This is a genomic window from Nostoc sp. UHCC 0252 (assembly GCF_034931145.1).
Classification (GTDB): domain Bacteria; phylum Cyanobacteriota; class Cyanobacteriia; order Cyanobacteriales; family Nostocaceae; genus Nostoc.
In genome coordinates, this window is the sequence record NZ_JAYGHE010000011.1 from 97862 (window position 1) to 110350 (window position 12489).

The following is a 12489-nucleotide window of genomic DNA, read 5'->3' on the forward strand; positions in this document are numbered from 1 at the left end:
AGATATAGTAAATTTCCTTTGAATTATTTATTATTTTGAGAGCTTTTGCAGGTTAACTTTTGGTTAACTTTTTATTGCTAATTAACGCACTGGTTCAAAGTCATAACCAGTGCGAGAACGAGAACCAGGAACGATTTTTACAAGTTGGACTGGCGCATTGCGATCGCCTGATGCTAAAAACCGAATTGTACCAGAAGCTCCGGTGGCAGAAAAGTCAGAGGATGCCAGGGCTTGTTGAACTCCAGAACGTGTGGGATTGCGTTTTAGTGCCGTAATTAAGGCCACTGTAGCATCATAGCTAAGGGCACTTCGCCAACTCACATCACCACCCCACAACTGCCGAGATTTCTGGGGAAAATCTGACTTAAGATTGCCGTCAATATGCCAGGGAACTGCCACTAACATCCCCACAGCTTGTTCTCTACCAATTTCTAAAGTTTTTGCGGTGTAAACATCATCTCCTGCCAGTAGAGTTAACTTTTTTTGGTTAATCTGAACTACTTGCAGCGCTTTATCGAGAGTTGCAGCGTTAGCAGCTAACATCAAGACTTCTGCACCTTGCTTGGTTGCTTGTTCTATACTTTTAGCCGCACTAAAATCTGCCTTGGATAAGTCAAATTCGCTGGATACTTGTCCACCTTCTAAAGAAACAGATGAAACAAACTCAGACTTTAAAGATTGGCTATAGTTGCTTTGCGAATTAAAGAAAACTACTGCGTTTTTTTTCTGCAAATTTGTCACCATGTAGTTGGCTAAACTTCTCGCAGCCATAAAATCACTGGGAACCGTGCGAAAAACGTAGCGGCTAAAGTTAGAAATTTTGACAGATGTACTGGTAGGGGAAATAGCTACAAGTTGTCCAGGAGTATAAATAGTACCTGCGGCTAAAGTAGAATCGCTAGTGATCGGCCCAACTACACCTAATACTTCTGAATTGCTGACTAGGCTAGAAGCGATTTGCTTTGCTATTTCTGGATTGTCGTCGTCGTTAGCTATACCTACCCTCAACAGTACTTCTTTAGTTCCCCCAGAGGTATTAATTTCATTTTGGGCTTGGGCGATGCCACGTAAAATTTCTAAAGAAGTATTAGGATCAGCCCCTATTGGTACAGAAGCCACAATGGTGTAACTCTTAGAAGAACCGATGCGGGCGTTATTAAGAAAGATTAGTGCTTCTGGATCGTTACGGTTGAGTTTTAGGGAATCTGTGAAATTAGCGATCGCTTGATCATAACTTTTAGCAGCGATCGCTTGTACTCCTTCTTTTTTTGCAGCAGAAACCGCACCTGGAGTCAAAATTTTCTCCCCAAAAGTAATCCGCTCTTGTAAGGATGGATTGTTGCCTGCTTCTGAACCTGAAATGACGGTATTATTAATTTTTACCCCACCATTGGTAAACAACCACGCACCACCGCCAACTATTCCAACTGTTAGCAACAGAGCCAAGGCTAAAATTGCGGTTTCATTCTTTTGTGACATGAACAAATTTAAATATAAAAAAAATATTTATTATTGAATAAAGAATTCAGGAGTTAGAATTCAGTGGCATTTTTGTTCATTTAATTCTGACAAATCCGGCTTTTTCAATCAGTTCTTGACTCTGAGGTGTTAGCAGCCAATTTGCATAAACTTCGCCAGCTTGCTGATCTGTTTGACCATTTTGTTTAACAATGACAAATAAATTCCGAGTAATTGCATAGTCCCCACTACGAAACACTTTACTGTTCAATTGATTACGTTTATTGGGACATTCAGATTGAGGTACAAGAGGTTCTTGGTAGGGAGACACAAATTGACCGCTTGTCCGCCCTAATGGTAGAGTTTTAATCATACACTGGGGTACAACCTCTGGGGCAGAAGCATAGTAAATTCCCCCAGGACTTGCAGCTACTTTTCGTACTGCTTCTGTGGTCGTACTAATGTAATTAACGTTATTACCAAAATTTTCTTTATTTAAAACATTTTCAAGAAAGAATTCTACTGTACCCCCAGCTTCTTTACTGCGAGAGTAGACTACAATTGGTAAATTTGGCCCACCCAACTGTTGCCAATTAGTAATCTTACCTGTGTAGATGTCTTTGAGTTGAGCGACGGTTAAACCAGGGATGTTAAGATCGTGGTTAACTGCGATCGCAATTCCATCAATCGCCACGGGAATTTCTTTCAAACTAAACCCTTTCTGTTGAGCTTCGGCATTTTCTTCAGCATTAACTGAGCGAGAAGATTGAGAAAAAGCTAGCTGATTGTCTATCAACATCCGAATGCCAGTTCCAGAACCTGGTTTATCTGACGGAGGCTGAGTGTAACGTAAAACAAACCGAGGGCACTGGCTTTGCAGTGAGGAGTCCACGTTTTTACGGATAGGTGCCCAGGTGGTGCTACCACCATAATTGAATGTTCCCTCTGGCAGGTTGGACACGTTACATTTACTGAAAAACTGGTTTACCGGGTTATCTGTGTTGTCAGTTTCCGAAGATTTAGCAACAGTCCCATTTAGTTGCGCCCAGCGTTCCATAAAAAACCATAAGCCACTAAAGATTAAACCAATAGTGATGACAACCGCTAAGAAAAGGCTAAGTGTTTCGTTTTTCTGAGACATTATGTAGCTGTTAGCACCAAGAGTTGTTTTAAAGGATAAGAGATAATAATTTATAGATAAGTCGAAATATAGCTGTTAGTGAAATTGCTATCAAAGCTGCTGCAACTGATAAAATAATCACTCCCTGAATGTGAAGCCCCCCTTGTAAAAAGGGGATAAAAAAAATAATCGCAAAAGTAATTGTTGGAATAATTAATAAATCGAACTTTTCAATCCATCGCCTGGTTTGGGCAAATACCAGTATCCCCAAAATTACAGATGCAACGCCTAAAGTAACTATTGGTGATTGTACTAGACTGAAGAGGGCGATCGCTATTAATGCCCCTTCAAATCCACTAAATGCCGCCCCACTCAACAATTCCAATGTGGAAAAGGCTGGTTTAGTTGGTGAAGTCTGGGAAACGACAGGATTAGAACTTCTAGGTGATTGTGGCGGAAGAGTTACAGAAGGCGAATTAAGTTGTGTAGCGGCTAGAGGCTGTGAGTAAAGTGCATCTAGAACTTCCTGCGCCGACTGAAAACGCTGATTAGCAGCAGGTAACAGCATCTTATCTAAAATGTCAGCCAGGCGAGGATTGACATTTACTTGCTCCCGCCATTTCCACTGGTTGCTATAGGCATCAAATAGTTGAGTTGCTTCCTGATTTGTCAGCAAGGTAATAAGAGTTACAGCTAAAGCGTATAAATCTGTAGACGGGAATACTCGTCCCCCTGCCATCTGCTCAGGTGGGGCAAATCCCATAGAATAAATTCCTGTGGAAGAAGCAGCCCCTAGTGCAACATTTGTTACTTGCTTAACTGCGCCAAAATCTAATAGAAAAAGTTTCCCATCACGACGACGCATGATGTTAGAGGGTTTAATATCTCTGTGGATAATGCCTCGCTCGTGAACAAAGTTTAGCACTTTCAGGATTTCTTGCAACACCTCTAAAACTTGCTGTTCAGAAAATTTGCCCCGTTGAGCTAATTCTTCTAAATTTTGCCCATCAATATATTCTTGTACTAAGTAAAAAAATTGGTCTTCTTGTCCTGATTGCGAACTATTAATTATTACTGGGAAGAAGGCAAACAAGTCAGGAATTTGTTCGTGATCGTTACCAAGTTGTGCTAGAACATCTGCCTCTCTCTCAAACATTATCTGTGCTTGTTGCAGTTGATCTGGGGTTAAATTACCCACTGGTTGAAACTGTTTAACTACGCATTGACGCATTCCTGGGATTCGGCGATCGCGTGCCAAAAACGCGGCTCCAAACCCGCCCCTTCCCAGCAACTTTGTGGGCACATATCGACCATCTAGCAGCAGTGGCATACCACAGGTAGTACAGTACTTTTGCTGCGTTGTTTTCAGCGTCGTAATATCATCTAAATCAGCAAAATGGTTTTGTGGACGTGGGCAACGTGGACGAGTACAGTAAACTTCCATTTTCGTGATTAGTCATTAGTCATTTACAAAAAAAACAAAGGACTAATAACCTTACCAATTTTAGATTTTAGATTTTAGATTTTGGATTTAAGGAACAATTTTTCATCCAAAATCTAAAAATTTGGCTTTATACCTTTGGATAAATTAGTGGAGACGAATCAAATAATTTCATGATCTCAAGTGCCACTTTTCCTATGGGGTTAATCCAAAATCTTAAATTTAAAATCCAAAATTGAGTAACTAGATTTTAGCCTTCGCCAGAAGAGGCGGGTATTGCTATATCCAATGTAGTTACTACGATGTTTTTTTGTGCCAATTTTAACACATCTTGACTCCATCCAGGGTTAGCAAACTGGGGCAAAATTTCTTGACTAAAGGCTTCTGCGGCCTTTGATCTATAGCGATTGGGATTAAAAATCAACCACAGCGTCCGTTTGACAACAACCCCTTCAATAGGGGTACGGTGCAGAACACCCATTTGTAACTCTTTAGCGATCGCACTTGTTGAAACAAAAGCAGCCCCTAAACCAGATTGCACGGCATTCTTAATTGCTTCTATGGAATTTAGTTCCATTTCAACTTTAAGACGTCTGGTATCAATTTCACAGCGTCCTAGCACTTGATCAATCACTTTGCGGATGGTCGATTGGGAATCTAAGGCAATGAATTGTAATTTATATAGGTCTTCTTTTTGGATGGTTTCAAGTTTGGTAAAGGGGTGAAAGACAGGTAAAATCAGCGCTAGTTCATCTTCAGCGTAAGAAAGAACTTCCAAAGATTCTGAGAGTTCACTAGGAATTTCACCGCCGATAATTGCCAGATCAACTTGTCCGTTAGCGACACTCCAAGCAGTCCGCCGGGTAGAGTGGACGTGTAATTGCACTGCCACATCTGGATATTTTTGTCGGAACATGCCGATCATTTTGGGCAAAAGATAAGTGCCGGTGGTTTGAGAAGCACCGACAATCAAAGTTCCACCTTGGAGATTTTGTAAATCCTCGATGGCGCGGCAGGTTTCCTGACACAGACTAAGGATTTTTTCACCGTAATTCAGGAGTAAATGCCCTGCTTCAGTTAATTGGGCGCGTCGTCCTCCACGGTCAAATAAAGGGACATCTAGCTGCCGTTCGAGGTTTTGGACTTGTAAGCTGACGGCAGGTTGGGAAACGTAAAGACTATCGGCGGCGCGCTTGAAGCTTCCTTCTTGGGCGATCGCTTTTAAAATCCGTAACTGATCTAAAGTGAAAGGAAGGTCAGACATAAGGCTCAACCCACAAACATTGAAAGGAGCGGATGCACACAACAAATAAGGTTTGGCAGCAATCAGCCGCGCATGATTTGTTGCATATTAAACTTGAAGGCTTGACTCGAAAAAGACAGTAGCACAACATCTTGACTAAAGTCTCCTTTGGAATACTTTGTGGTATTGGTTGTACTGAATTCAATTTTCTTTAAATTACTTCACCCGTGTATATGCTGCCGATTTCTTGGTTGACACCCAGTCATTTTGTCATACTGGGGTTACAAATAGTTTTTGTGATCGCTCACAGTGGAGGCGCTGCTTTGCGTCCCTGGGCAGAAAAATATATTGGCCCAAGGCTTTATCGCATTTTTTTTGCATTAGTCAGCCTCCCGTTGGCCGTGATATTAATTATTTACTTTTTTGGGCACCGTTATGATGGTTTGCAACTTTGGCAGGTACAAGGAGTGCCAGGAGTGCGAGAATTTGTTTGGCTGCTGTCAGCGATCTCGTTTTTGTTTCTGTATCCTGCTACCTTCAATCTACTAGAAATTGCTGCCATTCAAAAGCCCCAAGTTCATCTCTACGAAACAGGAATTATTCGGATTACCCGTCATCCTCAGATGGTGGGACAAATAATCTGGTGTGTTGCCCATACTCTTTGGCTGGGAACTACCTTTACCCTTGTGACTTCCATCGGATTGGTGTTGCATCACTTGTTTGGAGTTTGGCACGGGGATCGCCGTTTGAGCGATCGCTATGGGGAAGCCTTTGAAATTGCCAAACAACGGACTTCAATTATTCCCTTTAAAGCAATTATTGATGGTCGTCAATCTATCTTATGGCAGGAATTTCTTCGCCCTTCCTATTTGGGAGTTGCCATTTTTATCGTTTTACTTTGGTGGTCGCATCCTCTGTTGATGGAAGCAACTGGTAGAATAAAATGGGAAATTTAAGCGATCCCCAGTGTCAGCAGAAAATCCGAAATGATTAAAATTTCCGCTTATCAATTGCCCCAAATCAATGTAGGATAAATTCAAACATCTATCAGTGGGGGTGCGTTTAGTCAGCTTAAGATTTAATATTGGTAGTTGAAGGCCCGTTGTCTTTTCTTGGGAGTTAGTGGCAGATTCAGTCAAATTCCCAGGCGGCCACAGCAATCAGGAGTCTAGTATTCGAAAAAGCCACCGTGAGAGTCGCGCTGGCTTTTTATGTCAGAGACACATCAACACACTGAATTTTTGCTCAATTATTCTGTGTCCTGAGATTTGGTTCCTGAAAGCATCCATTGGCAGTTACTGACTTACCAATCCTTCACTTCAGTACTGATAGGTAGTTTGATATAAAAACCTTATAATCCAAGAGGCGTCATGGTGTTGTCGGTTAGTGAGCGGACATTTAATCAAGAAGTTTTAGAATCTCCTATTCCTGTTTTAGTTAACTTTGAAGCACCCTGGTGTGGCCTGTGTCGGATTATCCACCCACTGTTATTGCAATTTCAATCCCAATGTGGAGACGAAATTAAATTAGTTGGGGTTAACGCCGATCAAAATTTTAAATTGTCTACTACTTATAAGCTAAAGTCGCTGCCAACTTTACTATTGATTGAAAATGGCACTGTTCGCCATCGCTTGGAGTGCTTTCGCGGTAGAGAAGATTTACGTCTAGCTTTAGAAGAGATTAAAGCCAGCTACAGCAATTACCCGAAAATCTACAAAAGTCCAAAAACAGTGGACTTAGAATGCCGATCGGCCTGATGGATATTGGGTATAGGGCGTGGGGAATAGGGCATTGGACAAATGACAAATGACCAATGACAAATGACTAATGACTAATGACCAAATCTAAAACCATGCTTAACACCCCACCCAATCAGTCTTGGGTGGGTTATTTTATCCTAAAGGGTGTGTGTCACAATTATTAACAGTTTCGACACGCTAAATCAAGAATTTTAAAAGTAGGCGTCAGTGATGGAAGTAATCTATCAGTATGCCTGGCTGATTCCGGTGTTCCCTCTTCTTGGGGCAATGCTGGTCGGTCTAGGGTTAATCTCGTTGAATCAGGTGACAAACCGCCTCCGCCAGCTTAATGCTGTGGTGATTATCTCCATGATGGCAGCAGCTATGGCACTGTCGTTTGCCTTGTTGTGGAGTCAAATTCAAGGACATCCGTCTTATATTCGCACCTTTGAGTGGGCGGCAGCAGGTAATTTTCACCTGAGCATGGGCTACACTATTGACCACCTGACAGCCCTAATGCTGGTGATTGTTACAACAGTAGCCTGCTTAGTCATGGTTTACACCGATGGCTACATGGCTCACGATCCAGGTTATGTGAGGTTTTACGCCTATCTCAGTTTGTTTGGCTCCTCAATGTTAGGTCTGGTGATCAGCCCCAACCTAGTACAGATTTATATATTCTGGGAACTGGTCGGGATGTGTTCCTACTTGCTGGTCGGTTTTTGGTACGATCGCAAGTCAGCAGCAGATGCCGCTCAAAAAGCGTTTGTTACTAACCGCGTCGGTGACTTTGGTTTGTTACTCGGCATTTTGGGGCTGTTCTGGGCAACAGGAAGCTTTGATTTTAATATCATGGGCGATCGCCTCGCCCAACTCGTCGAATCAGGTTCTATCAGCAATTTTCTCGCTGTCCTGTTTGCGATTTTAGTTTTCTTAGGCCCAGTAGCAAAATCAGCGCAATTCCCCCTCCACGTCTGGCTACCAGATGCGATGGAAGGCCCCACCCCCATTTCTGCCTTGATTCACGCGGCAACAATGGTGGCGGCTGGTGTTTTCCTCATTGCCCGGATGTACCCAGTATTTGAAGGCGTTCCAGTTGCAATGAATGTCATTGCCTTTACTGGGGCGTTTACGGCGTTTTTGGGGGCTAGCATTGCCATTACCCAAAACGACATCAAAAAGGGCTTGGCTTATTCCACCATTTCCCAACTTGGTTACATGGTGATGGCAATGGGAATAGGTTCCTACAGTGCTGGACTATTCCACCTAATGACCCACGCCTATTTCAAAGCGATGCTGTTCTTGGGTTCAGGTTCCGTAATTCACGGTATGGAAGGTGTCGTCGGTCACGACCCCGCCTTAGCGCAAGATATGCGGCTGATGGGCGGACTACGGAAGTATATGCCCGTCACAGCAACTACCTTTTTGATTGGTTGCTTGGCAATTTCTGGTATTCCGCCTTTTGCTGGTTTCTGGTCAAAAGATGAAATTTTAGGGAAGGCTTTTGAGGCTAACCCATTTCTCTGGATGATTGGCTGGCTAACTGCCGGGATTACAGCTTTCTATATGTTCAGAATGTATTTCATGACATTTGAAGGCAAATTCCGGGGTACTGACGAGAAAATCAAGGAAAAACTTAAAAAAGCTGCGGCGACAATTGTCCTGGAATTAGAGTCAGAAGAACCAGTCCCGAATTTTGGGCCTGGGGCGATGAAGAAAGGAGAATTGGCGGCAACTAGTCAGCAGCATGATTCCCATGACTCCCACGGGCATCACAGCGACTCCCCCCACGAATCGCCGTGGACGATGACGCTGCCGTTGGCACTGTTGGCTGTGCCTTCGATTTTGATTGGTTTGGTGGGAACTCCCTACGCCAATTATTTTGAAGAGTTTATCTTTCCTCCTAGCGAAACTCTCTCCGAAGTTATAGAAAAAGCTTCCGAGTTCAATCCGACGGAATTCTACATCATGGCGGGTGCCTCAGTCGGAATTTCTTTGATTGCGATTACCCTGGCATCGCTGATGTATTTGCGCCGTAAAATTGACCCAGGTGCGATCGCTGCTCAAATCAAACCACTTTACGATTTATCCCTCAACAAGTGGTACTTTGATGACATTTACCATCGGGTTTTTGTCCTCGGCTTGCGTCGCCTAGCTAGACAAGTTATGGAAGTTGACTTCCGCGTTGTTGATGGTGCTGTTAACCTCACAGGCTTTTTCACCCTTGTTAGCGGTGAAGGTCTGAAGTACCTAGAAAACGGTCGCGCTCAATTCTATGCCTTGATTGTGTTTGGGGCGGTTTTGGGCTTAGTGATTGTCTTTGGTGTTACCTGATTTGTGTAGTGTCAAATTAGAGCCTGGGCGAATAGAATTCGCGGCTACACAAACAAAGTCCGCCTGCGCGGACTAAGGAAAAATTAAATTTTTGAAACCCACGGAGGTGGGTTTTGCCTGTGTAGACGCGGTTTCTAACCGCCCTTTCACCCCAAGTTTTTTAGGAGCCTAATTTAGACTCCTTTTTTTTGGCTGATAGTCAGCAATTAAATATTAAAGTCTTCTTTTACATCATTTGGTGGTTCAAACATAATCTCAAAACCTCCATTGGGAATAGTTCGACGCAAAAATCTTAAATGGTCGTCTGCATCTTGGCGGTTAGCAAAACGGGCGACGGTGTGAGATTGGGTAATCACTACAGTTTTTACTATTACCCAAGGATGATTTTGGGCAATAACTGGTTTTATCATGGTGAATGTCTCCTTTTGTTAGGGAGCCAAGAGCCAGCAGGAAGCCTCGGAAACTTATTTGCTGGCTTTTGACAAGATTTGTAATTTTGTTGCTGGGTTGCTGTAAGTGTGAGTGTGTTTTCATCGCTTCTAAACACTCTCATCTCATAGATTTTGTGGTAAAACCTGGGTTGCATCATGGTCGTGAAGTCCTGGGACAACTAGCCATAGCCACATCCGGCATTTGAACAAGCGCAATGATAGAAGTTCTTCAGGGAATTTTTGATTTCTGTGACCTTGCCAGTGTCCAAGGTGTGCAAGTTGTTGTTTGGCGCAGGTTGGGCAGAGGTCGCCTGGTTTTCCTTTGTCGATGGTGTAGTTTGAGTCTTCAGGATTAAGGGGTTTAATTCCAGGAAAGCGCCCTGCTTGGGAATGGGGGCAGGGTTTGCCGTCGAGTTCTGCGGGGATGATGCCAGTGCAAATTAGGTTGTCGGGGTATACGTTGCCGTCGGGGGAGAGGAAGAGGGCTTTGGGTTCGGTGTTTTGAATATTCATGCTCTACCGAATAAAATGTTTGACTAAAAAACAATATATGCGGTAAAGTATTATTATGTAAATAGATTTAGTTTAAATTTTGAATCCAGCTTGTTTTGCAATTAAGGTCAAATACTTAGATGTGGCTAAAGTCGGCTCATATACACTTTTTTCCCATTGGCTCACTGTTGCTTGTCGCACACCTAGCCTTTGTGCAAACTCCGCTTGTGTTAAATCCATGTGTTGCCGCAGTGCTTTAATTAACTCAGCATTCCACAGTACAGTATCACCCTGAAGCTGAATTTGATATTTATCAGGAGGTTTACGGAATATGACTTGTTGCTGATCAAAATCCACTTTTTCAACGCGATATCCCGCTTCCATCCAAGCGTAAGCTTGTGATGAGCCTTGTTTCCGGTTACTCCACCATGCCTGTTTATTTCTTGCTGATTCAGGCAATACATCGTTTATTAAAGTCTCAATTTCAGCAAATGATAGAGTTATTTCATTTTGATCACCGCCACGCAAAAATTCTAGGAGTGGCTGGTATTTGCTGCCCTCCTTCATGTAACCTCTTCCTCTACTACCATCTATTATCTTTTACCAATTAGTTAATCTTCAGTTAGCCTGCGACTTTCAAAGTTATTAATGTGTCCTGGCTGAATAATTAGATCGTGGAACTCTTCACAAATAGATTTGATTAACTCTTCATTCTCATCTGTTAAGTAGCGTCCATGCATCAGTCTATTCCTCAATACACGAATATAGTTGATTTTGTTTGTAATTGTATTTCGTGCGCTTTTGTCAACAATACTAGCGAAGGCTGACTGAGGAGAATTTGCTAACTTATAACCTCCTTCTAAGTCATCAACCATACTAATCATTTCTGATAAATCTGTGAAATTTGCATGGTAAAGCCAGTGCATAATTAGGGGTTTATGTCGCTGGTAGTCAGCTTCCCGTTTCTGACTATCCACCGCTTCACTTTTACATTTTTCATATCTTTGCAATTTCTCTTCCCATTTATATCCATATCTTATTTTGTATTTTTCAATATCTTGTTTAGCATCTTCTATATATTTATCAAGAGTATCTTGCCAGCCAGAGCCATATTTTTTGAGCATTACAGATATAATAAATTCCCTGACTGCGTTTTCAAAATTTATGACTAAAGGGAATAATCTCTTGCTTCGCTCATAACCATAAAAGTTATAAACTAGGGTCAATTTCGGAAAGTAAGTTTCTGTCGGCTGTGCTAAAGCCTTCTCAAGTTCGACAGGTTCAACTGGAACTACCATTTCAACGTCAAAAGTTATTAAAATATGGGAATTTATATCAGATTGCCAGTGTACATTTAAAAGAAACTCAAAATTTTGGGTAACTGCTGCTTGCAATTCATATTGATTACTTAATGGGTTTAGAGGTACTGATTCGTATTCGTCATATACAGCACCCAAGTCATCGAAAAGATCATACAAAGCTCTTTCTAATTCCTCCTGTGGCTGTTCAAAGACAGTCAAGTAACAAGCATGGATCATTTAAACTGCCTCTTGAAATAGCTTTCCAAGAAGCTTCTGGGCTTCAGTACGGCGCTCTTGGGCAGCTTTCGATAATTGCCCTGCCTCTTGTGTTAATCGCTGTGCTTCTGCAATAATTTGTTTCTGTTCAGCGAGAGAGGGAAGTATCACAGGCAAATCATTTAAAGCAGTAATGGTTAACATAGGCTGAACGCTACCAGTTGAAAGGGAGTGAATCAGGGCTTGACCAACATCTGAATTGAGATAGAAAACCAAGTAAGCTGAATCAATCTTATTCGTTAGGCGCAGTCTTGCAAGGTGTGTATCTATGTTCGCAGGCTGGTCAGATTCATAAACAGCAGCTATCCCCGGACGCATAATCAGACTAACTAGTACATCACCCGTATGAACTTGAGTTGCTTCAAGTTTCTTATGTTCATCTGGAGTTAGATAGCGCACATGATTAAGGTTGATACCCGGCGCTGAAATATTACGTGTTGAGAGTAAAGGAATCCCGTCCACATTCTCAACCCCAGTAACGGAGTAACCACGCTTGGTAGTTCCCTCAAGAAGTAAAGTTCCCAGTTTAACCACAGGAAAGGGACTTTTCTCTAATTGCGCCATTGCACCTGTTACTACTTGGGAGTAAGGCTGAAAGTTCCAGACACCCTTCTGACGCAACTGTGAAAGATTAACAACAGTTTTTTCCATTTA

General features: G+C 42.4%; 12 protein-coding genes. 3 read left to right on the plus strand and 9 right to left on the minus strand.

What is annotated here, in order from left to right:
- Positions 1–81: 81 nt before the first annotated feature.
- The 4 genes from VB732_RS09870 to VB732_RS09885 form a co-directional block, all read right to left on the minus strand.
- Positions 82–1479 carry an ABC transporter substrate-binding protein gene (locus VB732_RS09870; protein ID WP_323230647.1) on the minus strand — a complete coding sequence of 466 codons (1398 nt, stop codon included), beginning with the start codon at positions 1477–1479 and terminating at the stop codon, positions 82–84.
- A 76-nt stretch (positions 1480–1555) separates the two neighbouring features.
- Entirely contained in the window at positions 1556–2599 is a 1044-nt protein-coding gene (locus VB732_RS09875; protein ID WP_323230648.1) for a PstS family phosphate ABC transporter substrate-binding protein, read from the minus strand.
- Between the two features lie 28 nt (positions 2600–2627).
- The gene (locus VB732_RS09880) at positions 2628–4022 is read right to left on the minus strand and encodes a serine/threonine-protein kinase (RefSeq protein ID WP_323230649.1); all 1395 of its coding nucleotides are present in this window, start codon (positions 4020–4022) and stop codon (positions 2628–2630) included.
- Positions 4023–4269: 247 nt separating this feature from the next.
- Entirely contained in the window at positions 4270–5283 is a 1014-nt protein-coding gene (locus VB732_RS09885) for a LysR family transcriptional regulator (RefSeq protein WP_323230650.1), read from the minus strand.
- A gap of 212 nt (positions 5284–5495) precedes the next feature.
- Between VB732_RS09885 and VB732_RS09890 the strand changes: the two genes are divergently transcribed.
- The 3 genes from VB732_RS09890 to VB732_RS09900 all read left to right on the plus strand — a co-directional run bounded on the left by VB732_RS09890 (position 5496) and on the right by VB732_RS09900 (position 9335).
- A complete protein-coding gene (locus tag VB732_RS09890; protein WP_323230651.1) occupies positions 5496–6218 on the plus strand; it encodes an NnrU family protein in 723 nt (240 codons plus the stop codon).
- 414 nt (positions 6219–6632) lie between these two features.
- Positions 6633–7019, plus strand: coding sequence for a thioredoxin family protein (locus tag VB732_RS09895; protein ID WP_323230652.1), 387 nt, complete (start codon positions 6633–6635; stop codon positions 7017–7019).
- Between the two features lie 213 nt (positions 7020–7232).
- Positions 7233–9335 carry an NAD(P)H-quinone oxidoreductase subunit 5 gene (locus VB732_RS09900; protein WP_323230653.1) on the plus strand — a complete coding sequence of 701 codons (2103 nt, stop codon included), beginning with the start codon at positions 7233–7235 and terminating at the stop codon, positions 9333–9335.
- Positions 9336–9541: 206 nt separating this feature from the next.
- On the opposite strand, the gene VB732_RS09905 is transcribed toward VB732_RS09900, so the two are convergent.
- The 5 genes from VB732_RS09905 to VB732_RS09925 all read right to left on the minus strand — a co-directional run bounded on the left by VB732_RS09905 (position 9542) and on the right by VB732_RS09925 (position 12486).
- Positions 9542–9745, minus strand: coding sequence for a hypothetical protein (locus VB732_RS09905; protein ID WP_323230654.1), 204 nt, complete (start codon positions 9743–9745; stop codon positions 9542–9544).
- Between the two features lie 144 nt (positions 9746–9889).
- The gene (locus VB732_RS09910; protein ID WP_323230655.1) at positions 9890–10279 is read right to left on the minus strand and encodes a hypothetical protein; all 390 of its coding nucleotides are present in this window, start codon (positions 10277–10279) and stop codon (positions 9890–9892) included.
- 72 nt (positions 10280–10351) lie between these two features.
- Positions 10352–10825, minus strand: coding sequence for a helix-turn-helix domain-containing protein (locus VB732_RS09915; protein WP_323230656.1), 474 nt, complete (start codon positions 10823–10825; stop codon positions 10352–10354).
- Between the two features lie 44 nt (positions 10826–10869).
- Positions 10870–11796: a hypothetical protein gene (locus VB732_RS09920; RefSeq protein WP_323230657.1), complete on the minus strand. Its 927-nt coding sequence runs from the start codon at positions 11794–11796 to the stop codon at positions 10870–10872.
- The gene (locus tag VB732_RS09925; RefSeq protein WP_323230658.1) at positions 11797–12486 is read right to left on the minus strand and encodes a restriction endonuclease subunit S; all 690 of its coding nucleotides are present in this window, start codon (positions 12484–12486) and stop codon (positions 11797–11799) included.
- Positions 12487–12489: the final 3 nt, after the last annotated feature.

Coding starts and splice junctions, on each gene's coding strand:
- VB732_RS09890 (WP_323230651.1), top strand. CDS start 5,496: ATGCTGCCGATTTCTTGGTTGACACCCAGTCATTTTGTCATACTGGGG.
- VB732_RS09885 (WP_323230650.1), bottom strand. CDS start 5,283: ATGTCTGACCTTCCTTTCACTTTAGATCAGTTACGGATTTTAAAAGCG.
- VB732_RS09880 (WP_323230649.1), bottom strand. CDS start 4,022: ATGGAAGTTTACTGTACTCGTCCACGTTGCCCACGTCCACAAAACCAT.
- VB732_RS09910 (WP_323230655.1), bottom strand. CDS start 10,279: ATGAATATTCAAAACACCGAACCCAAAGCCCTCTTCCTCTCCCCCGAC.
- VB732_RS09870 (WP_323230647.1), bottom strand. CDS start 1,479: ATGTCACAAAAGAATGAAACCGCAATTTTAGCCTTGGCTCTGTTGCTA.
- VB732_RS09900 (WP_323230653.1), top strand. CDS start 7,233: ATGGAAGTAATCTATCAGTATGCCTGGCTGATTCCGGTGTTCCCTCTT.
- VB732_RS09925 (WP_323230658.1), bottom strand. CDS start 12,486: ATGGAAAAAACTGTTGTTAATCTTTCACAGTTGCGTCAGAAGGGTGTC.
- VB732_RS09895 (WP_323230652.1), top strand. CDS start 6,633: ATGGTGTTGTCGGTTAGTGAGCGGACATTTAATCAAGAAGTTTTAGAA.
- VB732_RS09905 (WP_323230654.1), bottom strand. CDS start 9,745: ATGATAAAACCAGTTATTGCCCAAAATCATCCTTGGGTAATAGTAAAA.
- VB732_RS09920 (WP_323230657.1), bottom strand. CDS start 11,796: ATGATCCATGCTTGTTACTTGACTGTCTTTGAACAGCCACAGGAGGAA.
- VB732_RS09915 (WP_323230656.1), bottom strand. CDS start 10,825: ATGAAGGAGGGCAGCAAATACCAGCCACTCCTAGAATTTTTGCGTGGC.
- VB732_RS09875 (WP_323230648.1), bottom strand. CDS start 2,599: ATGTCTCAGAAAAACGAAACACTTAGCCTTTTCTTAGCGGTTGTCATC.